The sequence below is a fragment of the Minwuia sp. genome, from assembly GCF_048263705.1.
In the GTDB taxonomy this organism is placed as follows: domain Bacteria; phylum Pseudomonadota; class Alphaproteobacteria; order Minwuiales; family Minwuiaceae; genus Minwuia.
Genome location: NZ_JBLXDV010000001.1, coordinates 521,823 through 544,820 on the forward strand (window position 1 = coordinate 521,823; position 22,998 = coordinate 544,820).

A 22,998-nucleotide genomic window follows, 5' to 3' on the forward strand; every position below is an offset into this window, starting at 1 on the left:
TTCCGTTGTGTAGGCAAGGCAAACGATATCAAGGTATTCCAGAGCATCTGTCGTATGTTCTCAGCCTACTTCGTGTAATCGAGCAGTACTTTCCTCCGGGATGTCTGCTGCCTTGATCAATTCTTTCGCATAACGTTTAGCCTGAGAGATGCTCTGCTTGTAGTCATCTGCGGCCAGCGACAAGGATTCCGGCGATGTCGCACGATCCAGATCATCGCTCGACCAATCGTCCGAGAGACGCTTGCTGATCGCATAGCAAGTTGCCTTGCCCACTCGAAACGCCATGAATTTCCGGGAGGCTTTCATAATGGCCGACCGGACGATTTCCGGCTCACCCAACGTGCGCATTTCAGCATCGAGTTCGACGGCCATGCGTTCGGCGGCCGAATAAAGACCGTTCACAAACAGCGTCTGTGCGTCCTTGTAGAAACGTCCCGCGCGGCCCTTTAGATTCTTCTCGGCAATCTCGTCGGGATCGGTGAGAATCTTGATTTCTGGAACGCGCTCCAAAGAGTGGGCCGACCGTGAGAGCTTGGAACCCTCTGGCGCTTTCCGTACCTTCTTGTGCTTCGCGCGCTGACTCTTATTCGGATCGCCTTCGGCACCATCCTTGTCGCCAGCCTCACTCAATTCGGGGAAATTCGTATCGAGCTTTGTCGGGTCCGATGTATCGGTACCTTCATCCGCGCCCTCGGTTTGCATCGCCGATAGGCGACGCGACGGGCTCAGGGTCACCGTAGGAATACGGAACTCATCGAGCAGCTTTTGAAGGTCGCTTTGCAGATCGTCCAGATTGTCGTCCGACGTCGGAGACTCGGAGCGAATGACGTCTTTCACCCAGGCGGGCATCAGTTCGCGTACGAAATCATCAAAGTCTTCGGCAACCATAGGAGAACGGTCATCCGGCCAGGTCAGGCCATCCCGATACTGGTTTGGCAGCGCCAGTTCGTCGACGAGTTCGATCTCGACGGTGATGACTTTCGACCCAAATGGAATGCCGAAATTTGGCGCAGCCGCCGACCATGCCTTTCGGGATTTGATGTCGTACCGCTCGCCTTTGTGGACCAGCGCGCAGAAGGTGGTCGAACTGGTCGCCGGATTGGCGAGCGCACTGAGGGAGTGGCTGTAGCTCTCATGTTTCGGGTCGTGGATGTAGTGAACGCGCAGTTCTCCACCCGGCGCATCGACCCATTCGTGGTTGGGAAGCTCTTCCACCACCTCTTCGAGTGTCTTCAGCCGTCGCGTACGGCCCGTCTCGTCCTTACCTCCGCCCTTGGTCATGGCGACATCGACCCGCACTTCGACGCCATCAGCGAAACGCGCAAACCGCCGGAAGATCGCCGAAGGTATGAAGCTGCGATCTTGGGTCTTTCCCTTCCCCAGGGGCTCGGCAACGGTGTCGTGATCTTCGCTCTCGCCCATCAAAACAACTTCCGTCCAATCGAACGATGTCTCGCGCCCCTCGTCGAGGACGGCCTGTGTCACGTCGTACACGGTGTCGAAACTGCCATCGGGTAGTTCAACCGGGAAACGAACATAGGTCTGCTCCTCGGGGTCGAAGCCGATGACCACTTCGTTGACGACGCCATCCTTGCACGAGCGATAGCGAATGCCTTCCCGTGACATGGTCAGACCGGAGACTTTGGCGCCGATCCCGAAATTTCCGTCGAGCGACATCTCCTTGTTGATCGACGAGGACAATTCAGTCGCCTGTTTCAGCTCTCTGTCATCCATGCCCGTCCCGGTGTTCCAGAACGTGAGCTTCCGGACCCCCTCGATGACTGTCGGGTAGATTTCGATCCGGCGATTTCCAGGAGCGGCGCTGGCCGCACTTTCATCGGCGTTCTTGAAAAACTCGCGGACCAGGGTGCTGACCGGAGCTTGCTCGATCAGCCGATTGATGAGGAATCGCTTGTCATGAATGTTAAGTGGTTCTGCCTTCATGCGATGCGCCCCTAGAGTTTGAACTTATCGGCACCATCGCCGGAGGTTGACCCGAATTTCCGCTCGATATCGCTCGTGGCGTCGCGAAGCGCTTTGAGGATTTTTTTCACGTCACTGTCCGAATAATCGTAAGCTCGACGGTTCGAAAGATTGCCGAGCTTGCGAATCGCATCCAACGCAGACTGCGTCCGCCCTTCGGCGAGTCGCACGAATTTCTCACGTTTTTCAGACAGTTTGGTCACCGAGCGCTCATCCTCCATCAAGTCCGTTCAGTTCAGGAACCATATTATTCATAACGCCAATGAGTCAATATTTTCGAGAAATTCATAAAAATATGCGGAAGTTTGTCCTAAAAATGGTTTGGATTTCAACCGAAATGCGGCGCGAACGGATGTTTGGCTTTCTGAGGATTGTACGCATCAGCGGTTTTGAGGGGAAAGCCTTCCCCTGCGGTCGAGCCTGTCGTCTCGCCCGACCCCTTCTGCGGGGAGACCCCGCAACGCCCCCTGTAGAGTAAGAGAGGTGCGGCTGTCGCCGTGACGGGTTTGGAGGTCGAGAGAGAGGCTCTCGGACCGCCCGTCCTGGAGATCAGCCATGACAGCGATTGAGATCATGAACGGCCGCCCCGAGAGCGGCGGCTACAAGGTGGATGTGTCCCGCGGCGGGCATAACGGGCGGGTATCATCCGAATGGTTCTCGCGGCCCGACGACGAGAAGTACCTCTCCCTGTCGGACCTCTACGCCTCGGTGAAAGGCCGTGCCGAGCGGAGCCGGACGCGCACGGTCGAAAGCGCGGCGATCCGCGTGGAGGCCCATCGCGACGATCCGGAAAAGCTGGCGCTCGTCCTGCCGGACGCCGAAAAACCGGTCGCGCCGACCCATTGGAGCTTCGGACAGCTTGCCGGCCTCGTCGGCGCACCCGCGGCCTATCTGCGCCAGCTTCCCGCGCCGCTCGTCGGCATCAACCTGCAATACGGCCTCACCAACCACCGTGCCGAGCAGGTGAAAACGATGGAAGTCGAGGGCGGACGCACTGAGCTGCGCGCCGTCACCGGCCCGGACTATGGCCGCATCTACAACCACGCTCTACGCCTCGGACCGCGACGTCTTCCTCTTCCTGGTCGACGACAGGAATCCGATCGAGGCCGAGACGCTGACCGACGGATCGCCCGATCTCTTCTTTCGGGGTTTCTATTGTTGGAGCTCGGAAGTCGGAGTGAAGGCGCTCGGCATCGCCAGCTTCCATCTCCGGGCCGTCTGCCAGAACCGCAATCTCTGGGGCGTTGAGGATTTCCAGGAGATTAGCATCCGGCCCTCGAAGTATGCAGCCAACCGCTTCGCGCACGAGGCGGTGCCGGTGCTCGCGAGTTTCGCGGACTTTTCACCGCAGTCCCTCGTCCAGGACATTCGCCCTGCACGTGAACAGATCGCCGGCGAACGTATCGTTGCGCGCAGCGACTATGATCATACCGACTTCCTGCGCAAGCGTGGATTCTCGAAGATGGAGAGCGGCAAGTTCGTTTGAGACAGTGTCGGTTGAAGAAGGCCGCCTGGCTGTGGGGTTTCATCGGATTGTCCATCCGGGCGATATCCGGGAAGCGGTTGAAACTTCAGCATGCCGCATGGCCTCGAAAATGGCGAAGAAGCAGGAGGACGTTCCAGCTCGGCTGCTCTCGCCGTTTCGGTAAACGACTGCCGCAACATCCACTCCCGAGAGGGCAGCAGCCGTGCCGCTGCACGAAGAGGCTCTGGCGGAAACGAAGGAAGATAGTTCTAGCGCGCCATCAGGGCGCGATTGCGGCACGGCGACTGTTCGCCCCCCGTCGGAGCGGGTGAGCTGAGCGAATTGGGCGAGATACGGGAAATCGTGGCGGACCCGGCAGGATTCGAACCTGCGACCTCTGCCTTCGGAGGGCAGCGCTCTATCCAGCTGAGCTACGGATCCAGACCAGCGGCTTTCGAATAGCGGAAAGTGCGCGGTTGCGCAATCGAAGCTTGCGGGATCAGGCGACGGGTTCGATCCAGCGGCCGTGATAGTCGCAGAAGGCCAGGATGCGGCGTTCGGGATCGGGCCAGTGCGTGTAATAGAGCGCGGCCTTGCGGCGGTCGTCCTCGTAGGGCTCCATCCGGACCCAGCAGAGCGGCGCCCGTTCGTCGGACAGGTCGCCGGCGACTTCGATGGCCGAGCGTGCGGCATGCTGGGTCTCGCGCGGCATGTACTGCCAGAAGATCGAGTGATAGACGACGGTGGCGCATCCGCCGGGCCTGAGCGCCAGCGACGCGGCGATCCAGTCCGCGGCGTCGGCCCGCGCCACTTTTGCGCCCCGTTCGGCCGCGATGGCGATGGCCGCGTCCAGCCGGGCCAGCCGCTCGGGCTGGTCCGCCCAGACATAGGAGCGGAGGCGCAGGGCCTTTTCCGGATCGGTGATGTCCAGCGGATGCCGGTCGCAGGCGTAGCTCGCCGACTTCGTGATCGGCTGCAGGTCGGGTGCCGGACCGCGCCAGTCGGGCCGCAGGCGGACACCTGAATCTTCCGGTCCCCACGTGGCCTTGCCCAACCGGTAATGGAAACGGTCCCAGTTCTGGTTCAGCCCGGCGCTCGCGCCCAGTTCGAGCATGTGCAGCGGCATGCCGGTATCGCGCGCGGCCTGCTGGAACCCCAGCAGCAGCACCGCCGACCGTCCGGTCTCGTTGGTCTGCGGCGCATGGTGCAGGAAATCGCCGAGGAAGTCGTCGTGGGCGGACAGCGCGTCGGACACCGCCTGCCACAGCGCATCGTCATCGGCGGGTGTGCCATCCTGAGCGTAGACCGCTGCCAGCGCCGGATCGCGGCCCGACAGCACGAGTGCATGCAGGCTGCCCGCGAACCGCAGTGCCAGCGCATCGTCGATCATGCGGCCGTCGGGCCAGTCGAGAATGGCTTTCGCGAAGCCGGTGGACGGTGTGAGCCGCTCCGCCGCGAGCCTCAGAAGCCGCCCGGTGAAGGGAGAGCCCATCGATTCGCAGACTTCACCCTGCCGCACGAAATGCCGCTGTACCAACTCGCCCATATTCTCCTCCCCGATGCCAACGCAACGCCGGAAACCGACCGGGTCTCCGCTGCGTCTAGGTAGCATCTCGCAGGTGCGAAAGGAAACCGTCAGAAATCGCTGGAAACGGGTTGACTTCAACGTCAACAGCCATTAGGTCCGCGCCTCGAACGCAATCGCACGGGCTTCCCTTCGATGGGACTCGGTCACGGCGTGAGCGTCTCTGTTGAGCTTTGGAAAATGTCCCGGCCACTGTGGCTGGGGGCTGATGGAGAATTGCCATGCCGTTCATTCGACGACAGACCTGACTTCGCTGAAGTCACAGGCGGCACAGGCCCGGCACCGGGACGACCGCCGCTCGGAAGAGCGTCACTGAACATCGATATCTGCTGTGCTCCGGTCCGCCGCCCCTTCGGACGTCCGGGGTTCTGTCACTTGCGTTATGGGGAATCAAAATGGATTTCACGACTGCCGCCGCCCTGGACGAGGGCCTGGAGATCGACGACCGCGCGGACGACGCGCGCAAGGATTTTTTTGTGGTGAAGGACGGTGAATGCTTCGCCGGCACCCACCTGCTGATCGACGTCCGCGACGCCGAGGGCCTGGACGACATCAAGCTGATCGAGCGGGCGATGAAGAAGTGCGTCGAGGCTGCGGGCGCGACCCTGCTGACCATCGACCTGCATCATTTCACGCCCAACGGCGGCGTCTCGGGTGTCGCCATCCTGGCAGAATCCCACATCTCGATCCATTCCTGGCCGGAATATGGCTACGCCGCGCTGGACGTCTTCATGTGCGGCGATGCACAGCCGCACAAGGCCGTGCCGGTGCTGAAGCGCGCCTTCAACGCGGGCCGGGTCGATGTGCAGGAGGTGCGCCGCGGGATGGGCATGGTGGCATGACCGACTGGGTCACCGAATCCCTGCATGACGGCCTGAAGACCGCCTTCCGCGCGGACGAGATTCTGTACCGGCGCGCCGTCGGGCAGCAGGATCTGGTGCTGTACGAGAACCCGACGTTCGGGCGGATGCTGGCGCTGGATGGCGTCACGCAGGTCACCGAAGCCGACGAGTTCATCTATCACGAGATGCTGACCCACGTGCCGCTGCTGGCGCACGGGGCCGTGAAGTCGGTGCTGATCATCGGCGGCGGCGACGGCGGGATGCTGCGCGAGGTCGCGCGCCATGCGTCGGTCGAGCGGATCGTGATGGTGGAGATCGACGAGGGCGTCGTCACCTTCTCGCAGGAATTCCTGCCGGGCTTGTCCGCCGGAGCCTTCGACGATGCACGGCTGGAACTGGTCATCGCCGACGGTGCCGACTACATCCGCAACGCGGACGAGCGGTTCGACGTGATCATCGTGGATTCGACCGACCCCATCGGACCGGGAGAGGTTCTGTTCACCGACCATTTCTACGGCCACGCGAAGGCCCGGCTGAACGCGGGCGGCGTGCTGGTGACGCAGAACGGCGTGCCGTTCGTGCAGGGCGGTGAACTGGCGGGCACGATGCGGGCCTTCCGGTCGCTGTTCCGGGTCGCGACCTGTTACCTGGCGACGGTGCCGACCTATGTCGGCGGCCCGATGGCCTTCGGTTTCGGCACGGACGATACGGCCCTGCTTTCGGTGACGCCTGAAACCCTGGCGCAGCGGCACGCGGCGGCAGGCCTCGATACACGCTACTACACACCGGACGTGCACAAGGGGGCCTTCGCGCTGCCCGGTTACGTTCAGGAACTCGTCGACGCCTGAGGGCGTCATCACTCTCTTGTTTGAAAGGTTGCGGCATCTGCCATGACGGATCGGATTCGCGATTATCTTGCGCGCACGGCGCATGACGCCCCCTGCCTGGTGATGGACCTGGACAGGGTGCGCGAGAACTACGAGACCTTCGCGCGGGCCATGCCCGACACGCGGGTTTTCTACGCCATCAAGGCCAATCCGGCGCCGGAGATTCTGGCGTTGCTGGCGGACCTCGGCAGCTGTTTCGACGCGGCGTCCCTGCGTGAGATCGAGATGGCGATGCAGGCCGGCGCGACCGCCGACCGCATCAGCTTCTCGAACACCATCAAGCGTGAGCGGGACATCGCGACCGCGTACCGCCTGGGGGTCCGGCAGTACGCCTTCGACTGCGATGCCGAGCTGGAAAAGATCGCGCGTTCTGCGCCGGGCAGCCGCGTGGTCTGCCGCCTGCTGTGCGACGGCAACGGTGCCGACTGGCCGCTGTCGAAGAAGTTCGGCTGCAGTGCCGAGATGGCGGCGCGGCTGATGGAACGCGCCCACGCGCTGGGCCTGGTGGCGCACGGGCTGGCCTTCCATGTGGGCTCACAGCAGCCGAACCCGATGATGTGGGACGGCGCGCTGGAAACCTGCGCTGAGCTGTTCCGCAAGCTGGGCGAGCGCGGGATCGAGATGAATCTCGTCAACCTGGGCGGCGGCTTTCCGGCGCGCTACCTGCGCGACGTACCCGAGGTCGATACCTACGGTCAGGCGATCAACGGATCGCTGAAGCGCCATTTCGGCAACCGCATCCCGCAGACCATCATCGAACCGGGCCGCGGCATGGTCGGCGACGCGGGCGCGATCCGCTCGGAAATCCTGCTGATCTCGCAGAAGGACGACAACGACCCGACGCGCTGGGTCTATCTGGATATCGGCAAGTTCGGCGGTCTGGCGGAAACCATCGACGAGGCCATCCGCTACCCGATCCGCACCGATCACGACGGCGACGACCTGATGCCGACGATCCTGGCCGGTCCGACGTGCGATTCCGTCGATGTGATGTACGAGAAGGACCCCTACCTGCTGCCGGTCTCGATCGAGATCGGCGAGACGGTGCTGATCGAATCCACCGGTGCCTACACGTCGACCTACGCGGCGAACGGGTTCAACGGCTTCGATCCGCTGAAGTGCGTCTGTGTCTGAGAGGACGGGGCGGGCGGCGAAGGACGCCGGGCAAACCTGGGGCGGGCGTCCGAACTGAGTCGAAACTGCAGGTCTTCTGCATCGCCCCGCGTGCCGCTGCGCATCAGCGGGGGGTGACGGTTCGCGATGGCGGGGAAGCCGAGCGAATGACAGTCACCCCAGCCTTGTGCGGGGGTCCGGTCGGCAGATCATAGCAGGATTCGGGCGTCCGGATTTTCTGCCCAACCGGATCCCCGCGCAGGGCGGAGATGACGGCATGCGTTCTGCTGCACATCAGCCGCCCACTCGGCCAGCCCATTTATCTGTGAGTTGAGACCATTCGGGCGGCTCTTCGGTCGCCCGTCTGGCCAGCCTATCCATCCCCGAGTTGAGATCGTTCGGCCAGCTCTTCGGTCGCCCGTCTGGCCAGCCCATCCATCCCCAGACGGGCGATTTCCGATTATTCAAACCAGTCGAACTGCTCGCCGCCGAGCTGGCGCAGCAGGGCGTAGTCGTCGGCCAGCATCTCGCGCAGCAGTGTGACCGTCCCGGGCGGGATCCTGTCGCCGTAGGAACCGACGTTCTGGGGGGCGTAGTCGATCCCGGATGCCGCGGGCAGTCCGAGAAAGGCGAACACCTTCTCGGTCTCCGTCGCCGGATCGGTGAAGAAGGCTTCCGATTTCACCAGGCAGACGTTCTCCCTGCCCAGCACATCGAACAGGCGCTGCACCTGCTGGCCGTAGCGGCTGCGGTCCACATACGAGAAATGCTGGTGCGCATAGGAATGATAGCCCGGCTCGGCGACGATCCGGTCGGCCTCGCCCGCCAGCCGCGACGTTTCCTGCGCGATGGCCTGTTCCAGGCTGAGATCGTCCTGATCCTTGTTGTGCTCGTGCCAGTAGTGCGAATAGGTCCGCGCGACGGGATCGCGCAGCATGGCGATGGCCTTCGGCGCGGGCAGGTCTGCCTTCATCCGCTCGATCGCCAGCGGGTGGTACATGTAGTAGGGGCTGGCCTCGAAGTTCAGGACGCTCTCGCCCAGCGCCGCTTCCTGCCGTGCCTTCGCAGCCGCCATCTGGAAATGGCCACGGTACCAGTTCTCGCCGCGGTGATAGTTGTAGTCGAAATAGTGCACTTCCTTCGACGACGGCGTGGCGATGCGCGGATGCTGCTGCAGGTAATGGAACAGGGACGTCGTCCCGGCCTTCTGCGCGCCCACGATGACGAAGTCCGGCAGCACGCGCGACGCCCCCGTCGCCAGCGCCTTCGCGCTGTGCGCTGCCTGCCTCAACCCCTCTTTCGCCGTGCTCCAGACCAAGGCGTTCAGTCCTCGTGGAAAGTGATGTAGTCGTCCAGGTCGGCGCGTTCGGTGCGCAGATCGTTCACGACCGCCGACTTGTCCTCATAACCCAGTGCCATGCCGCAGACCACGGTCTCGCCGTCGGGAATGTCCAGAATGCGCTTGATGATGGTGTGATAGCTGGGCCAGGCCGCCTGCGGGCAGGTGTGCAGCCCGTACTGGCGCGCGACGATCATCAGGTTCTCCAGATACATGCCGTAGTCCAGCCACGATCCGATCTCCAGGCGCTTGTCGATGGTGAAGATCATGCCGACCGGCGCATCGAAGAAGGTGAAGTTCTTCGCGCCCTGTTCCTTCATGCGCAGCGTGTCGCCCTTCCGGATGCCCAGCAGATCGTACATCCCGAAACCCACGGTCCGGCGGCGCGTCAGGTAGGGATCGAAGAACTTGTCCGGATAGTACTTGTATTCCTTCTCGTGCCCGCCGCGATCGTTCAGCGAGGCATCGACCACGGCATCGCAGAGTTCCTGCCGCTTCCGACCGACGACCACATGACCCTGCCAGGGCTGCATGTTGGTGCCCGACGGCGCGCGGGCCGAGACCTCGAGGATGTGCCGCACCAGCGCCATCGGCACCGGATCGGGCAGGAACGCCCGGACCGAGCGCCGGCTGACGATGGCGTCCTCCGCCGTCTCGGAAACATCGGCGGCCGCGTGGGCGGTGACTTTGGCAAAAGCGCTGGGGCTGTTCATCATGGCCTCATGTTTCAGGTCTCAATCAATCCGGACCTGAAAATAGACGGATACGCCTAGCTGCAAACAGGTATAAATACCTAATCTCATACAGCGAAGAGATTTGGAAACATATTTGATCCTGAAATCGATACGCCCTTTGCTCTGTAACGACCGGGTGAAGCCGGATGCGGACGATGACGAGGCGGAGCTGGTGGAGCCGGGCGTGGCGCTGGAAAGCGGTGCCATGATCGCCGGCACCCCGAGGCGGACCTTTCCTGCCGGGTAGTTCGAAGCCATTTTTTGCCGCAGCCAGCAAGCGATTGTCGCCGCCTACAGGTCGGGGGCAGTCACAAGAGCCTGCGTCGTCTGTCAACGCGTCGCGGGTGCGTCCTGCGGTCTGGTTGAGGACTGCACCGGCTGTTAGGTTGGGCCATGGTGTTCGAAGTCTTTGCGATCGGGGCGGCGTTTATCTTCGGGCTGTTGGCGCGGCAGGTCGGGCTGCCGCCGCTGGTCGGCTTCCTGGCCGCGGGGTTTGCCATTCACGCTGCCGGACCGATGCTCGGGATGCCCGCCAAGACCGGGCCCATTCTCGACTACCTCGCCCATCTTGGCGTGCTGCTGCTGCTGTTCATCATCGGGCTGAAGCTGAAACTCAGGCAGTTGATCGAGCCGCAGGTCGTCGGCGGTGCGTTGACGCATTTTGCGCTCTCCATCGCACTTTACACGCCGCTCGTCCGCCTGGTCTTCACCGATGACTGGCTGATTGCGCTGCTGGTCGGCATCGCGCTCGGGTTTTCATCCACCGTGCTGTCGGCAAAGGTGCTGGAGGCGAAGCGCGAGATGGGCAGCTTCCACGGGCGCACGGCCATCGGTATTCTGGTGGTGCAGGACATCGTCGCGCTGGTCGTGCTGGCGGTCTTTGCAGGCAAGGTGCCTGGACCGTGGGCGCTGCTGATCTTCGCGACGCCGCTGCTCCGGCCGCTGCTGTTCCGGATGCTGGACGCCGCCGGGCATGATGAGGTGCTGGTGCTGGCGGGCATGCTGGTCAGTCTGGTGATCGGCGGTGTGGGCTTCGACCTGATCGGTCTGAAGGGAGAGATCGGCGCGCTGGTGATGGGGCTGCTGTTGTCGACGCACCCGAAGGCAAAGGAACTGTCCCGCGCGCTCTGGTCCCTGAAGGAAGTGTTTCTCATCGGCTTCTTCCTGTCCATCGGCATGGCGGGCCTGCCGGATTCGGATTCGCTCCTGTTTGCGGTCGTGCTGGGTGCGTTGCTGCCATTGAAGGGCGTGTTGTTCTTCTTCCTGCTGCTGGCTTTCCGGCTTCGTGCGCGTTCGGCATTTCTCAGCGCCCTGTCGCTGACTGCGTATAGTGAGTTCGGCCTGATCGTGGCCGCAGGCATTCCGGCGGCGGAGCCCTTTCTGGTTCCGCTGGCCATCGCGCTTTCGGTCTCCTTCGTGATCGCTGCGCCGCTCAACCACTTCGCGCATCCGATGTTCGACCGCTATGAATCCGCCCTGTCACGGTTTGAGCGGCGAACCCGGCACCCGGACGAACGTCCCACCCAACTGGGCGATGCGGACGTCATGATCTTCGGCATGGGGCGGACCGGCACCGCCAGTTATGATTCACTGGTTGAAAGCGGGTTTCACCCGATCGGTCTGGATGCGGATCCCTTCATCATCGAGACGCATGTGGATGAGGGCCGGAACGCCGTCTTCGCCGACGCCGAGGATGGCAATCTGTGGAACGGTATCCGGCTCGAGGGCGTGAGGGCCGTCGTGCTCGCGATGGACGATATCGAGGCCAAGCTGATTGCGGCCCGTACCCTGCGCGCGAAGGGCTTCGAGGGGCCCATCGTCTCCCACGCGCTTTACGCCGATCACGTGGAGCGCATCACCGAAGCCGGCGGAGACGAGACCTATCTGACCATGCATCAGGCCGGGCGCAGTATGGCGCGCCGCGCCATGAAGACGCTCGAAGAGCTCGACAAGGACGCGCTGCCGCCGCGTCTGGAATAGCCGTACATCTTGCTGCGCGCCGCAGTTTGGTCGAGCATGGCGGTGCCCGCCAATGGAGATGATCATGACCAGCACGCCCACCAACGCCGACGACCGCAAGGCCTTCTACGACACCATCGGGCAGCAGAACTTGACCCCGCTGTGGGAGGTGCTGCACGGCCTCGTCACGCCCGAGCCGGTGCATCAGGTGCAACCCGCCATCTGGCGCTATGACGATATTCGCGGCCATATCATGGCCTCGGGCGAACTGATCACGGCGAAGGAGGCCGAGCGGCGGGTGCTGATCCTGGAAAATCCGGGCCTGCCGGGCCAGTCGAAGATCACCGGCTCGCTCTATGCCGGGCTGCAGCTCATCCTGCCCGGCGAGGTCGCGCCTGCCCACCGGCACACGCAGTCCGCCCTGCGTTTCGTGGTCGAGGGCGAAGGGGCCTACACGGCGGTCGACGGGGAACGCACGACCATGCATCCCGGCGATTTCGTGATCACGCCGTCCTGGACCTGGCACGATCACGGCAATGATTCCGACAGGCCCATGGTCTGGCTGGATGGACTGGACATTCCGATGGTCAGCTTCTTCGGTGCCAGCTTCGCCGAGAAGTGGCCCGAGGACAGCCAGCCTCTCTCACGGCCCGAAGGCGATTCCCTGGCGCGCTACGGTCAGGGCCTGATGCCGGAAGGTTACCAGGCGCGCACCCACACCTCGCCGGTCTTCAACTATCCGTACGCACGTACGCGCGAGGCGCTGGAACAGATGCGCATTCACGAAAAGTGGGATCCGGCGCAGGGCCTGAAGCTGAATTATGTGAATCCGGTGAACGGCGATTTCGCGATGCCCACCATCGGCACCTTCATGCAGCTGCTGCCGAAGGGATTCGACGGCATTCCCTACCGCGCGACCGACGCGACCGTCTTTTCGGTGGTGGAGGGCACGGGCGAGGCGACCATCGGCGAGCAGACCTTCAGCTTCGGCCCGCGCGATCATTTCGTCGCCCCGTCGTGGGCCTGGTACCGGCTCAGCGCGTCCGAGGACTGCGTGCTGTTCAGCTTCTCCGACCGCCCGGTGCAACAGAAGCTCGACCTCTGGCGCGAACAGCGCGGCAACGGCTGAGGCTGTCCTCTGATCGACTGAATCGCCGATTCCCGGATTGTCACCCCCGGTTTATCCGGGGGCCTTGCTGAATCGCGGCGTTCGCTGAGCCGCCCGTCGCCCCCGCACGGCGGCGGGGGTGACACCCCGTGCGATTGGCCATCTCAATCAGATGCTGGAACGCTCCAGACGCGTTGCCGTCAGCCGTCAGACGTGCTGGCCGCCATTGATGTGAACTTCGGCGCCGGTGACGTAGCTGGCCTGGGGCGAGCAGAGGAAATAGATCGTCGAGGCGACTTCCTCGGGGCGTCCGAGACGGTGCAGCGGAATATCTTCCTCGACCAGCTTGTCGGTGCCGGGCGACAGGATCGCCGTGTCGATCTCGCCCGGTGCGATGGCGTTCACACGCACGCCGTGCGGTCCGAAGTCGGCGGCCATCTCGCGGGTCAGGCCCGCCAGTGCGGCCTTGGACGTGCCATAGGCCGAGCCGGCAAACGGATGCACCCGGCTGCCGGCGATCGAGGTGACATTGACCACGGCACCCTTGGCGGCCTTCAGTTCGTCGAACAGGCCGCGCGCCAGCCAGACCGGTGCGAACAGGTTGACGTTGAACACCGAGTACCAGTCGTCCGGTTCGGTGTTGAAGGTGTTGAGCCGTTCGCCGTTCGGGCCCTTCGGCGAAATCCCGGCGTTGTTGATCAGTGCGTCCAGGCGGCCTTCCGGCAGCTTGGATTTCAGCGTCGCGATGCCCTGCTGGATGGTTTCCGCCTTCGACAGGTCCAGTTGCACATGGTCGTCCTCGCCGTGCTCCCAGGGGCAGTCCTCGGAAAACGGGTGCCGGGACACGGTGATGATGCGCCAGCCCGCGGCGCCGAAGCGCTTCACGGTGGCATGGCCGATCCCGCGCGATGCGCCGGTCAGGATGAGTGTCTTGCCGCTGTCAGTCATGCGCCGACATTACCTCACGCGATTGCATTGTTGGAGTCGTCATCTGCCGGGTCCGGTGCCGAGGTGATCTCGGCATATGTAACGCGGTCGTCGACTTTCTCCAGATCTTCCGCGCCGGCCGGGTCCAGATGCACGAACACCTCGGCGCCGGGGTGGATCTGCTGGATCTCCATCTCCACCATGTCGGCAATCACGTGCGCACGGTAAAGCGACATGTCGCCATCCAGTTCGACATGCACCTGCACGAAGACCGACAGGCCGGACTGGCGCGTGCGCAGATCGTGGACGGCGCGGACATCGTCGATGGCCAGCGCCGCTGCCTGGATGCGGGTGCGCTCGTCCTCGGGCAGTTCGCGGTCCATCAGCTGGTCGAAGGACGAGAACGCGATCTTCACCGCCCCCCGCAGCAGCCACAGCGCGATCAGCAGGCCGATCACCGGATCGGCGATGTGCAGGTCGAACATGCCCGACAGCACCAGCGCCAGAATGACGCCCGCGTTCATCGCCAGATCGCCGGAGTAATGCAGCAGGTCGGCGCTGATCGCGACCGAGTTCGACCGCGCGACCACGAACTTCTGGAACATCACCAGTCCGAGGGTCAGCACGATGGAAATCGCGATGACGATGATGCCGATGTCGGTGGCGGTGACCGGTTCGGGGGCGGCAAACTGCGCCACGCTTTCCCACGCGAGGAAGACGGCGGATCCGGCGATCAGCGCCGCCTGCGCCAGAGCCCCCAGCGATTCGGCCTTGCCGTGGCCGAACCGGTGTTCCTCGTCGGCGTCGGTCAGGCTGTAGCGGACGGCGAACAGGTTCACGACCGAGGCGGTCATGTCCAGGATCGAATCCAGCAGGGAGCCCAGCAGGGCGGTCGATCCGGTCAGGAAGAAGGCGACGGTCTTCATGGCCACCATCGTCGCCGCCGTCAGCACCGAGGCGATGGTGGCGAGCCGCATCCAGCCGCCTGATGTGAGTCGCCGCGCGGCCATCAGGGATAGAGCGTCTCGGTGGACCAGCCCGCGCCGTCGCGCCGGAAATTCAGGCGTTCATGAAGCCGGAACGGCCGGTCGCGCCAGAATTCGATGCGGCTGGGTACGATCCGGAAGCCCGACCAATGTGGCGGTCGCGGCACCTCACCGATGGCGTATTTCGCGGCATATTTCGCCACCTGTTTCTCCAGCTCGAAGCGGCCTTTCATCGGTCGGCTCTGGTCGGATGCCCAGGCCCCGATGCGGCTGTCGCGCGGGCGCGAGTTGTAATAGGCGTCGGCCTCTTCGGCGCTGACCTGTTCGACATCGCCCTCGACGCGCACCTGGCGGCGCAGCGATTTCCAGTGAAAGCAGAGCGCCGCCTTCGGATGCGCCAGAAGTTCCGCGCCCTTCTGGCTTTCGTAGTTCGTATAGAAGACGAACCCGGCATCATCGACACCCTTCAGCAGCACCATGCGTACGCTGGGCATGCCGTCCGGGCCGACGGTCGCGACGGACATGGCATTCGCATCGTTCGGTTCGGATTCTGTGGCCTCCGCCAGCCAGGACTGGAAGTGCGCGATGGGATCGGTTGGCTCGGTCATGTCGGACTCCGTATCAATGCGCCAAACATAACGCGTGCCGGCGCGTTTGCCATGACACCCAGTGCCACAGGTGCAAGGATCGCAGGTGCCGTCGCCCAGGGGGCGGCGCGATGCTTGCGTCGCGTGCACGTGTGCTGTCCACAAGGTCGGAGTTCATCATGATCAGGTGCGTTTTGGGACTGGTTCTGGGTCTGGCGGTGACCGCCTGCAGTTCGGACACGGTGTACCGGGACCTGGGCAGCATCGCCGGTGCGGCCGCGGGTACCGCTGTCGGTGCTCAGGTCGGTGGCGGGCTGGGCCGCCAGATCGCCATGGGGGCGGCCTCGCGCACGGGCGCGCTGGTGGGGCGCGATGTCGGCTCGCAGCTCGACAAAGCCTCGAAACAGGCCGCGGCACGGGCGCAGAACAGGGCGCTGAAGGGCCCCGTCGGCAACCAGATCACCTGGCAGGCCAACCAAGGCCAGACCAGCGGTGCCGTGAAGGTGACCCAGCAGGGCACGCACAATCAGACAGGCCAGACCTGCAAGGCATTCACCCACGACATCACGATTGATGGTAAGATCGAGCGGCTGGACGGCATCGCCTGCCAGCAACCGGACGGAACCTGGAAAGTACAGCCATGAGACTCGCGTTTTTTCTGCTGCTGGGACTGCTGCCGGTCAGCGTCTTCTCCGGCCTTGCGCACGCCGACTTCCGCGAAGGCGTGGCCGCCTACCGGGCGGGTGACCATGCGAAGGCGGCGCGGATCTGGCAGGCGGATGCCGAGAACGGCGACCCGGCTGCCCAGCGCAATCTGGGATTGCTCTATCTGAACGGGCTGGGCGTCCCGCAGGATCCGGTCGAGGCCGCCAGCTGGTTCCGCCGCGCGGCGGAGCAGTCGTTTGCGCCTGCTGCGGCCAATCTGGCCGACCTTTACCTGCGCGGCGTCGGCGTGCCGCGCGACCGGCGCAAGTCGGCCGAATACATGCGCATCGCGGCGGACGGCGGAATCGCCGAAGCGCAGCACAATCTGGGCGTTCTCTACGAACACGGTTTCGGCCTGGAGAAGGATCAGCATGCGGCGGTGTTCTGGTATCAGCGCGCGGCGGCGTCCGGATATCAGAAGTCCATCGACCGGCTGGCGGTTCTGCGGCCCGTGCGCAGGGACACGGCACCCGAACAGCCGGCTGCTCCCGCCGTTGACGATGTCCGGCAGGACACCCCGACACGGACCGTTGCCGTACCCGCTCCGCCGCGGGATCCGGACGGATCCGGACTGGTGGACCGGCTGGTTCCCCTCTTTTCAAAAGCCGATTAGACGCCATATGTATGGCCGTCGGGTCTGTGACACGCTATTGACGGACCATTGTCCCGCTCTGGCGTCGGGCAGACTGTTGATTGTCAGATGAAATCGAGATGATGCGAGACCCTTACACAGTACTGGGCGTCGGTCGCAGTGCGTCCCAGGATGACATCAAGAAAGCCTACCGCAAGCTGGCCAAGGACCTGCACCCTGACCGGCACCCGGGCGATTCCGCCGCCGCGGACCGGTTCAAGGATGTTTCCGCCGCCTACGGCCTGTTGAGCGATACCGAACAGCGCGGCCGCTACGACCGCGGGGAGATCGGGCCGGACGGCCAGGAACGGGCGCCCAAGGGCTTCTACCGCTCGACCGGACAGCCCGGCGCGGGGCCGGGCGCGGGCGGCGAGGATCCCTTCGGCGGCGCGCGCGGGTTCGAGGATATCTTCGGCGACATGTTCAGCAACTTCCGGAACGCGCGGCAGCCCGTCAAAGGCCGTGACCGGAAATACGCGCTGAAGGTGGATTTCCTGGAAGCCGCGCGCGGCGCGAGCCGACGGCTGAATCTGCCCGATGGCCGGAAGCTGGATGTCCGGATCCCCGCCGGCCTGGAAGACGGCCGGCAGATCCGGCTGAAGGGACAGGGCGAGCAGGTTCAGGGCGCGGCGCCAGGCGACGCGCTGATTGAAGTCAGCGTGCGTCCGCATCCGCTCTATGAACGGCGGGGCCGCGATATTCATATCGAACTGCCGATCTCGCTGTCCGAGGCGGTTCTGGGTGCCAGGATCAAGGCTCCGACGATCCATGGCGACGTCACCGTGTCGGTACCGGAAGGTTCCAGTTCGGGGCGTACCCTGCGGCTGAAGGGCAAGGGCATCGTCCCGCGCGGCGCTGAACAGCCCGGCGATCAGCTGGTGAAGCTGAAGATCGTGCTGCCCGATGGCGGCGATCAGGAACTGCGGGATTTCGTGAGGAACTGGAAGGGTGCGGGAAGCATGGACGTGCGCGCCGGAATGAAAACCGACTGACCGGCCCCGTCAGATGTGCCGTGAACTGATCATGTGCGCACCGTTGGGCAGCCGTACCACATGATCGGTGTGTGCGGCCGGCCAATGCCAGACACCCAGCAGGAAGTCGGGCCGGCCCTGGTCGTCGCACAAGGGCACCATCAGCCGTTCGAACCCGACCAGACAATTCCGGTCATCCAGATGCTGGCCGGTCCGGTGATGCGGCACCCCGGTGCGCCTTATCCTCTCCAGCGCGGGTGATATGCGCCGGTACTCGGTCTCCTCGACCACATCGTCCAGGAACCGCCCCGTCAGGGCACGCCTCAGCCGGGTCTCGTGGCGTTCGCCCGCATACCTGATTTCGTATCTGGTGCGCCGGTCCGCATCGGGCCGCGCCCGCATCATCAGCATGCAGGGCCACAACCGGGGCAGGGCGGCAGGATCGAAGCTGCTCTTGCACGGTATCTTCCCAAATTGTCTGGGAAGCGCGCGCCAGCAGGCGTACAGGCGCGCCAGCGATGGTGGCAGCGAAGCGGGGAGGTCGAATCCCGCACCGTTTCCAGTCTGAAGCTGCTCTGATTCAGCCATGCAGGTGATTTCCAGCGTGATGTGTTCAGCAAAAATTAACCATAACTGCAAAGCTGATGAAATAAAACAGGGTTCGCGCGGCTTTTTCTGTGCCTTAACTTATATTAATGACGTTTTCCGAAGATTCAGATGTTCAAGGCGGTGACAGTGGAAAGGCGTGCACTTGAATACTCGTGAGAGTTCGGACCGGGCGGAATACCTGATAGTTCTCGAGTCAGCAGGGACCGGTACGATGCGCCACGCGGTCCTTACATCTCATTTCTCAATGCCTTGAGGCAGTTTGTCTGCTCCAGCAGCCGGTCGAGCCGCGCCCGGCCCGAATCGGGGACCTGCCGGTACAGCGACTGCAGCCTTGAGAGGCACTTCGCCTGATAGGCGAACGGTGCCTGTGCAAAGGGTTCTCCGAAAATCGTCATCCGGATTTCGTCCGCACCGGAATCCAGTGCGTCGCGGTTGGCGATCAGAAACGGCAGATAGGCGTCGCCGCAGACCCGCAGCAGGGCGGTGACAGCCGCAGGCAGGGGATCGTCCTGATCGAACCAGTCGCCCTCCAGGCCGGAAAGGTCATCCATGTGGCGGATCCAGTGGAAGGCGGTGGGTGCTTCCCGCGCGGCGACATCGCGCCCCTCGGGATCGTCGATGATCGTCTTCAACTGTCCGAACAGGCCGAAATCCGCGATCGACGGCCGCGTGCCGAACAGGAAGGATTCATATCCCACCCGGCTTTCCAGCGCGTGCAGAATCCGCTCCATGCTCTCCTCGATGACGGTCTTGTTCTCTGGTGTGCAGCCGACCAGCGGCATGCGCCCGACCTGGCGGTCCTGAATGTATTTCGCGAACTCGGCGCGCTTGGCCATCGCGCCCTCCCCCGACCGGGTGTTGTCCGACGCGATCCAGTAGGCGGCATAGTCGCTGGCGTGCTGATAGTGCCAGCGATAATGGAACATGGCCTTGGTCAGCCATTCGTCGGCCATGTCCTCGATCAGGTGGGCGATGAACCGGTGCGCCGGATCCGATGGCAGGATGGAGCGTTCTTCGTGGACCTGTTCCAGTTCCATGGCGATGGGTGTGGAATCGACGCGCCAGGCGCCATCGGACGGAAACCGGACCATGGGCATCAGCACGGGCTTGACGTGTTCCACTTCCTTGACGGCCCGCGCGCTGCGCTGATCCCAGACATGGGGCAGACGCCGGTAGCGCATGATGGCCCTGATCTTGACGGAATAGGGCGAACCGTTCTGGCCCAGAATACGGTATGGTTCAGTCATCGGTCCCTCCCCGGAAACACTGCCCGGCTACAGTCCCGCAATCCGGGTGATGGCGTCAATGTCGAGATGCGCGTCAAGATGTGCCGCCAGACGATCCAGCGTCCGATCGACCGTGCGGTCATGGGCATATGCGCCGTCGGGACGGGTGCCGAGCGCCGCCAGAAAGGCGTGCCGGAAGCTGTCGGAGGTGAACAGCCCGTGGACATAGGTGCCGGTCACCCGGGCATCGACCGATGCCGCGCCTTCGGTCTGTTCGCCGAACCTCAGCCATCCGTGCGCCCGATCCGGCCCTTCCGTCCGGCCGATGTGGATCTCGTAGCCCGAGACCGTTTCACCGCTGGACAGGTGTTCGCCCTCTACGGGCACCGTGCGCTTGTCGGCGGCCATCACCGTGGCGACGTCCAGCAGGCCAAGCCCCGGGACTGTCGCGGGTGCGCCCTCGATGCCGTCGGGGTCCGAGACCGTGTGCCCGAGCATCTGGTAGCCGCCGCAGATGCCCAGCACCCGGCCGCCGCGCCGCGCGTGGGCCAGAATGTCGATGTCCCAGCCCTGTTCGCGGATGAAGGCCAGTTCCCCGGTCGTGGACTTGCAGCCCGGTAGAAGGATCAGGTCGGCATCGCCGGGCAGCGGCCGGCCGGCGGGCACGATCTGTAGATCGACGCCGGGTTCCCCCGCCAGCGGGTCCAGATCGTCGAAGTTCGCGATGCGGCTGAAGGCAGGCACCACGATCCGGTATGCACCCGGCCTGCGCGACGAGCGGTCGGCCAGTTCGACGGCGTCTTCCGCCGGCAGGTTCCGGGCGTCCGCGAACCATGGCACGACACCTATGGCAGGCCAGCCGGTGCGATCCGCGATCAGATTGCGCCCCTCCTCGAACAGGGACGGATCGCCCCGGAAGCGGTTGACGATGAAGCCCCTGATGCGCCGCCGTTCGGCCTCGGGAATCAGGACATGGGTGCCGACGATCTGGGCTATCACGCCGCCGCGGTCGATGTCGCCGGTCAGCAGCACCGGCATGTCGGCGGCCTCGGCGAAGCCCATGTTGGCGATGTCCGACCGCCGCAGGTTCACTTCCGCCGTGCTGCCCGCGCCCTCGACGATGACCAGATCCGCCTCGGCGGAAATCCGCCGGAAACTGTCGAGCACGCTGTCCAGCAATTGCGGTTTCAGCTTCGCATAGTCGCGGGCGCGGGCCGTGGTCAGCCGCCTGCCCTGCACGATCACCTGACTGCCGATATCGGTCTCGGGCTTCAGCAGAACGGGGTTCATGTGCACCGAAGCGGGCACGCGGCAGGCCATCGCCTGGGTGGCCTGCGCGCGTCCGATCTCGCCGCCGTCCGGCGTTGCCGCAGCGTTGTTGGACATGTTCTGCGGCTTGAAGGGCCGGACGTTCAGTCCCCGGTTCGCGAACAGGCGGCACAGCCCGGCGACCAGCATCGACTTGCCGACGCTGGAGCCCGTCCCCTGCAGCATGATGGCGGGTGTTTTCATGCCCGCTTCAGATCACGCCGCCTTCTGGCGGGTCAAGCGGGAACTGCGTTGCGCACCACGGGCTTGTCGTTGATCGGGAAATGCACCAGTCCGGCCAGGACGCCGAGCCCGACGCTGATCCACCAGACAACGTCATACGATCCCGTGCTCTCGAACAGCACCCCGCCCAGCCAGGCCCCCAGGAACGATCCGACCTGATGGCTGAAGAACACGACGCCCGCCAGCATGCCGAGGAACTGCGGTCCGAAGATCTGGCCCACCAGTCCGGTCGTCAGCGGCACCGTCGACAGCCAGAGCAGGCCGATCATGCCGGAGAAGACGAGCACCGTGACTTCGGAAATGGGTGTCAGGATCAGGAACAGGATGGCCGCGGCCCGGGCGAAATAGAGGAAGCTCAGCAGATATTTCTTGGAGTATTTGTCGCCCAGCAGACCCGCCGCCAGCGTGCCGCCGATGTTGAACAGGCCCACCATCGCCAGGGCGGTACCGCCGACCGCGGGATCCAGACCGGAATCGGCGATATAGGCGGGGAAATGCAGCCCGATGAAGGTCACGTGAAAGCCGCAGACGAAGAAGCCGCTGATCAGCAGCCAGTAGCCCCGGTGACCGCTGGCCTCGCGGATCGCCTGCCCGAAGGTCTGGTCGCTGCCGACAAGCTGCGCCGGGCGCCCGGCCAGCGGAATCGTCAGCGGGATGACGAAGGCGACGAGGATCGCGAACATGAACAGGGTGAAGACATAGCCGTAGTCGCCGATCACGGTTGCCGCCAGCGGCGAGAACACCAGCATGCCCGCCGAGCCGCCCATGGTGACCACGGCCATGGCCAAGGTGCGGCGGTGGACAGGGGCATGCCGTGCGACGGTCGCCATGGCGATGCTCTGGGAGGCGAGGCCCTGCCCGATGCCGATCATGATACCGCCGGTCAGATGCATCAGCATCGGCGTGTCGGCCTGCGTCATCAAAAGGATGCCGGTGCCATAGATCAGCGCGCCCAGCGCCATCACCCGGCCCGAGCCGTACTTGTCGGCCAGCCCGCCCGCGAACGGCTGGGTCACCCCCCAGAAGATGTTCTGCAGCGCGAAGGTCATGGCGAAGATCTCGCGGCCCCACCCCATCTGTGACGAGATCGGTTCCAGGAACAGGCCATAGACGCCGCGGAAGCCCATGCCGATGAACACGATCAGCGTCGCTGCCATGATGATCAGCCAGAGTGGCCGTACGGATGTGCCTGCCATGTCCTGTCCCCTCGAAGTCCGACGATCTTATGTGCCGCGCCGGGACGGAATGTCCAGCACAAGGCAGGTTGTCGTCGCAAACGCCAGCAACCGGCCTTCCGTGTCGTGGATGCGCCCTTCCGCCGTCGCCGTCGTGCGCCCGACATGGATGATCTCGCCCGTCGCGGTGACCGCTGACCCGTCCTGCGGCAGGGCGCGGGTGTAATTGACCTTCAGTTCCAGCGTGGTGAAGGTCTTGCCGGGGGGCAGCGCCGTGAAGATGCTGATGCCCACGGCGGAATCCAGCAGGGTTGCCGCGTAGCCGCCATGCACGATGCCCTGCGGATTCAGATGCCTGGCGCCGGGATGTCCGGTGAAGACGGCCTTGCCGAACGCGGCCTCGGTCAGCGTGAAATCCATCGTCTCGCCGATGGCCGCGATGTTCTGGCCCGTCTTCAGCCCGGCCTGGATGATGTCAAGCCCGGAGGGCGCGGTCTGCTCGGTCATGAGGCCTGTCCTGCCTTTGCTGTGAGCCCATGAACTAGGGCGGAAACAGTCTGAATGGAACCATTCAGACTGTTTTCAAGAATGGCAACTACCTGTGCGAGTTGCGTT

General features: G+C 64.0%; 22 protein-coding genes, 1 tRNA gene and 1 pseudogene. 10 read left to right on the forward strand and 14 right to left on the reverse strand.

Features of this window, described 5'->3' with window-relative positions:
- Window positions 1-60: 60 nt before the first annotated feature.
- Entirely contained in the window at window positions 61-1,944 is a 1,884-nt protein-coding gene (locus ACN0X7_RS02260) for a hypothetical protein (RefSeq protein WP_417513655.1), read from the reverse strand.
- An 11-nt stretch (window positions 1,945-1,955) separates the two neighbouring features.
- Window positions 1,956-2,186 (reverse strand): hypothetical protein, encoded by a 231-nt coding sequence (locus ACN0X7_RS02265; protein WP_417513657.1) that lies wholly within the window; start codon window positions 2,184-2,186, stop codon window positions 1,956-1,958.
- 352 nt (window positions 2,187-2,538) lie between these two features.
- Here ACN0X7_RS02265 and ACN0X7_RS02270 point away from each other — a divergent pair.
- Window positions 2,539-3,632: pseudogene (locus ACN0X7_RS02270) on the forward strand (DUF932 domain-containing protein).
- 180 nt (window positions 3,633-3,812) lie between these two features.
- Here the strand turns inward: ACN0X7_RS02270 and ACN0X7_RS02275 are convergent.
- Together ACN0X7_RS02275 and ACN0X7_RS02280 are read right to left on the reverse strand one after the other, a co-directional pair.
- Window positions 3,813-3,889: transfer RNA gene (locus tag ACN0X7_RS02275), tRNA-Arg, on the reverse strand.
- Window positions 3,890-3,947: 58 nt separating this feature from the next.
- Window positions 3,948-4,994 (reverse strand): DUF2332 domain-containing protein, encoded by a 1,047-nt coding sequence (locus ACN0X7_RS02280; protein ID WP_417513659.1) that lies wholly within the window; start codon window positions 4,992-4,994, stop codon window positions 3,948-3,950.
- A 434-nt stretch (window positions 4,995-5,428) separates the two neighbouring features.
- On the opposite strand from ACN0X7_RS02280, the gene speD reads away from it, so the two are divergent.
- The 3 genes from speD to ACN0X7_RS02295 are packed head-to-tail and all read left to right on the forward strand — an operon-like array spanning window position 5,429 to window position 7,896.
- Entirely contained in the window at window positions 5,429-5,875 is a 447-nt protein-coding gene (gene speD / locus ACN0X7_RS02285) for an adenosylmethionine decarboxylase (RefSeq protein ID WP_417513661.1), read from the forward strand.
- A complete protein-coding gene (gene speE, locus ACN0X7_RS02290) occupies window positions 5,872-6,723 on the forward strand; it encodes a polyamine aminopropyltransferase (protein WP_417513663.1) in 852 nt (283 codons plus the stop codon). Before speD ends, speE begins: the two co-directional genes overlap by 4 nt.
- A gap of 42 nt (window positions 6,724-6,765) precedes the next feature.
- On the forward strand, window positions 6,766-7,896 hold the full coding sequence (locus tag ACN0X7_RS02295; RefSeq protein WP_417513665.1) for a type III PLP-dependent enzyme: 1,131 nt from the start codon (window positions 6,766-6,768) through the stop codon (window positions 7,894-7,896).
- A gap of 439 nt (window positions 7,897-8,335) precedes the next feature.
- On the opposite strand, the gene ACN0X7_RS02300 is transcribed toward ACN0X7_RS02295, so the two are convergent.
- Together ACN0X7_RS02300 and ACN0X7_RS02305 are read right to left on the reverse strand one after the other, a co-directional pair.
- On the reverse strand, window positions 8,336-9,166 hold the full coding sequence (locus ACN0X7_RS02300) for a sulfotransferase domain-containing protein (RefSeq protein ID WP_417513667.1): 831 nt from the start codon (window positions 9,164-9,166) through the stop codon (window positions 8,336-8,338).
- A 32-nt stretch (window positions 9,167-9,198) separates the two neighbouring features.
- Window positions 9,199-9,930: a nitroreductase gene (locus ACN0X7_RS02305; RefSeq protein WP_417513669.1), complete on the reverse strand. Its 732-nt coding sequence runs from the start codon at window positions 9,928-9,930 to the stop codon at window positions 9,199-9,201.
- 112 nt (window positions 9,931-10,042) lie between these two features.
- On the opposite strand from ACN0X7_RS02305, the gene ACN0X7_RS02310 reads away from it, so the two are divergent.
- From ACN0X7_RS02310 to gtdA, 3 genes are all read left to right on the forward strand, one after another.
- Window positions 10,043-10,195, forward strand: a complete 153-nt coding sequence (locus ACN0X7_RS02310) for a hypothetical protein (RefSeq protein WP_417513671.1) — start codon at window positions 10,043-10,045, stop codon at window positions 10,193-10,195.
- Window positions 10,196-10,341: 146 nt separating this feature from the next.
- Window positions 10,342-11,928, forward strand: a complete 1,587-nt coding sequence (locus ACN0X7_RS02315; RefSeq protein ID WP_417513673.1) for a cation:proton antiporter — start codon at window positions 10,342-10,344, stop codon at window positions 11,926-11,928.
- Between the two features lie 58 nt (window positions 11,929-11,986).
- Window positions 11,987-13,036, forward strand: a complete 1,050-nt coding sequence (gtdA, locus tag ACN0X7_RS02320) for a gentisate 1,2-dioxygenase (protein WP_417513719.1) — start codon at window positions 11,987-11,989, stop codon at window positions 13,034-13,036.
- A gap of 186 nt (window positions 13,037-13,222) precedes the next feature.
- Here gtdA and ACN0X7_RS02325 read toward each other — a convergent pair whose 3' ends face one another.
- The 3 genes from ACN0X7_RS02325 to pdxH are packed head-to-tail and all read right to left on the reverse strand — an operon-like array spanning window position 13,223 to window position 15,536.
- The gene (locus ACN0X7_RS02325) at window positions 13,223-13,963 is read right to left on the reverse strand and encodes an SDR family NAD(P)-dependent oxidoreductase (RefSeq protein WP_417513675.1); all 741 of its coding nucleotides are present in this window, start codon (window positions 13,961-13,963) and stop codon (window positions 13,223-13,225) included.
- A gap of 14 nt (window positions 13,964-13,977) precedes the next feature.
- On the reverse strand, window positions 13,978-14,952 hold the full coding sequence (locus tag ACN0X7_RS02330; protein ID WP_417513677.1) for a cation diffusion facilitator family transporter: 975 nt from the start codon (window positions 14,950-14,952) through the stop codon (window positions 13,978-13,980).
- Complete coding sequence (gene pdxH / locus ACN0X7_RS02335) at window positions 14,952-15,536, reverse strand: pyridoxamine 5'-phosphate oxidase (protein WP_417513679.1); 585 nt, start codon at window positions 15,534-15,536, stop codon at window positions 14,952-14,954. The genes ACN0X7_RS02330 and pdxH overlap by 1 nt, the downstream gene beginning before the upstream one ends.
- Before the next feature lie 158 nt (window positions 15,537-15,694).
- Here pdxH and ACN0X7_RS02340 point away from each other — a divergent pair, with 158 nt between their 5' ends.
- The 3 genes from ACN0X7_RS02340 (at window position 15,695) to ACN0X7_RS02350 (ending at window position 17,843) form a co-directional block, all read left to right on the forward strand.
- A complete protein-coding gene (locus ACN0X7_RS02340; RefSeq protein ID WP_417513681.1) occupies window positions 15,695-16,159 on the forward strand; it encodes an RT0821/Lpp0805 family surface protein in 465 nt (154 codons plus the stop codon).
- The gene (locus ACN0X7_RS02345; RefSeq protein WP_417513683.1) at window positions 16,156-16,833 is read left to right on the forward strand and encodes a tetratricopeptide repeat protein; all 678 of its coding nucleotides are present in this window, start codon (window positions 16,156-16,158) and stop codon (window positions 16,831-16,833) included. The genes ACN0X7_RS02340 and ACN0X7_RS02345 overlap by 4 nt, the downstream gene beginning before the upstream one ends.
- A gap of 80 nt (window positions 16,834-16,913) precedes the next feature.
- The gene (locus tag ACN0X7_RS02350; RefSeq protein ID WP_417513685.1) at window positions 16,914-17,843 is read left to right on the forward strand and encodes a DnaJ C-terminal domain-containing protein; all 930 of its coding nucleotides are present in this window, start codon (window positions 16,914-16,916) and stop codon (window positions 17,841-17,843) included.
- A gap of 9 nt (window positions 17,844-17,852) precedes the next feature.
- Here the strand turns inward: ACN0X7_RS02350 and ACN0X7_RS02355 are convergent, their stop codons facing one another.
- The 5 genes from ACN0X7_RS02355 to ACN0X7_RS02375 all read right to left on the reverse strand — a co-directional run bounded on the left by ACN0X7_RS02355 (window position 17,853) and on the right by ACN0X7_RS02375 (window position 22,890).
- Window positions 17,853-18,410, reverse strand: coding sequence for a PAS domain-containing protein (locus ACN0X7_RS02355; RefSeq protein WP_417513687.1), 558 nt, complete (start codon window positions 18,408-18,410; stop codon window positions 17,853-17,855).
- A gap of 248 nt (window positions 18,411-18,658) precedes the next feature.
- Window positions 18,659-19,678, reverse strand: coding sequence for a glutathione S-transferase (locus ACN0X7_RS02360; RefSeq protein ID WP_417513689.1), 1,020 nt, complete (start codon window positions 19,676-19,678; stop codon window positions 18,659-18,661).
- A 27-nt stretch (window positions 19,679-19,705) separates the two neighbouring features.
- Window positions 19,706-21,169, reverse strand: coding sequence for a cobyric acid synthase (locus tag ACN0X7_RS02365; RefSeq protein ID WP_417513691.1), 1,464 nt, complete (start codon window positions 21,167-21,169; stop codon window positions 19,706-19,708).
- Window positions 21,170-21,201: 32 nt separating this feature from the next.
- Window positions 21,202-22,404: an MFS transporter gene (locus ACN0X7_RS02370; RefSeq protein ID WP_417513693.1), complete on the reverse strand. Its 1,203-nt coding sequence runs from the start codon at window positions 22,402-22,404 to the stop codon at window positions 21,202-21,204.
- Between the two features lie 27 nt (window positions 22,405-22,431).
- On the reverse strand, window positions 22,432-22,890 hold the full coding sequence (locus ACN0X7_RS02375) for a PaaI family thioesterase (protein WP_417513695.1): 459 nt from the start codon (window positions 22,888-22,890) through the stop codon (window positions 22,432-22,434).
- Between the last annotated feature and the right edge of the window lie 108 nt (window positions 22,891-22,998).

What these genes read in the sequence shown, in the direction of transcription:
- ACN0X7_RS02260 (WP_417513655.1), bottom strand. Translation starts at nt 1,944, where the DNA reads ATGAAGGCAGAACCACTTAACATTCATGACAAGCGATTCCTCATCAAT.
- ACN0X7_RS02280 (WP_417513659.1), bottom strand. Translation starts at nt 4,994, where the DNA reads ATGGGCGAGTTGGTACAGCGGCATTTCGTGCGGCAGGGTGAAGTCTGC.
- speD (WP_417513661.1), top strand. Translation starts at nt 5,429, where the DNA reads ATGGATTTCACGACTGCCGCCGCCCTGGACGAGGGCCTGGAGATCGAC.
- speE (WP_417513663.1), top strand. Translation starts at nt 5,872, where the DNA reads ATGACCGACTGGGTCACCGAATCCCTGCATGACGGCCTGAAGACCGCC.
- ACN0X7_RS02295 (WP_417513665.1), top strand. Translation starts at nt 6,766, where the DNA reads ATGACGGATCGGATTCGCGATTATCTTGCGCGCACGGCGCATGACGCC.
- ACN0X7_RS02305 (WP_417513669.1), bottom strand. Translation starts at nt 9,930, where the DNA reads ATGATGAACAGCCCCAGCGCTTTTGCCAAAGTCACCGCCCACGCGGCC.
- ACN0X7_RS02315 (WP_417513673.1), top strand. Translation starts at nt 10,342, where the DNA reads ATGGTGTTCGAAGTCTTTGCGATCGGGGCGGCGTTTATCTTCGGGCTG.
- gtdA (WP_417513719.1), top strand. Translation starts at nt 11,987, where the DNA reads ATGATCATGACCAGCACGCCCACCAACGCCGACGACCGCAAGGCCTTC.
- ACN0X7_RS02325 (WP_417513675.1), bottom strand. Translation starts at nt 13,963, where the DNA reads ATGACTGACAGCGGCAAGACACTCATCCTGACCGGCGCATCGCGCGGG.
- ACN0X7_RS02330 (WP_417513677.1), bottom strand. Translation starts at nt 14,952, where the DNA reads ATGGCCGCGCGGCGACTCACATCAGGCGGCTGGATGCGGCTCGCCACC.
- pdxH (WP_417513679.1), bottom strand. Translation starts at nt 15,536, where the DNA reads ATGACCGAGCCAACCGATCCCATCGCGCACTTCCAGTCCTGGCTGGCG.
- ACN0X7_RS02340 (WP_417513681.1), top strand. Translation starts at nt 15,695, where the DNA reads ATGATCAGGTGCGTTTTGGGACTGGTTCTGGGTCTGGCGGTGACCGCC.
- ACN0X7_RS02345 (WP_417513683.1), top strand. Translation starts at nt 16,156, where the DNA reads ATGAGACTCGCGTTTTTTCTGCTGCTGGGACTGCTGCCGGTCAGCGTC.
- ACN0X7_RS02355 (WP_417513687.1), bottom strand. Translation starts at nt 18,410, where the DNA reads ATGGCTGAATCAGAGCAGCTTCAGACTGGAAACGGTGCGGGATTCGAC.
- ACN0X7_RS02360 (WP_417513689.1), bottom strand. Translation starts at nt 19,678, where the DNA reads ATGACTGAACCATACCGTATTCTGGGCCAGAACGGTTCGCCCTATTCC.
- ACN0X7_RS02365 (WP_417513691.1), bottom strand. Translation starts at nt 21,169, where the DNA reads ATGAAAACACCCGCCATCATGCTGCAGGGGACGGGCTCCAGCGTCGGC.
- ACN0X7_RS02370 (WP_417513693.1), bottom strand. Translation starts at nt 22,404, where the DNA reads ATGGCAGGCACATCCGTACGGCCACTCTGGCTGATCATCATGGCAGCG.
- ACN0X7_RS02375 (WP_417513695.1), bottom strand. Translation starts at nt 22,890, where the DNA reads ATGACCGAGCAGACCGCGCCCTCCGGGCTTGACATCATCCAGGCCGGG.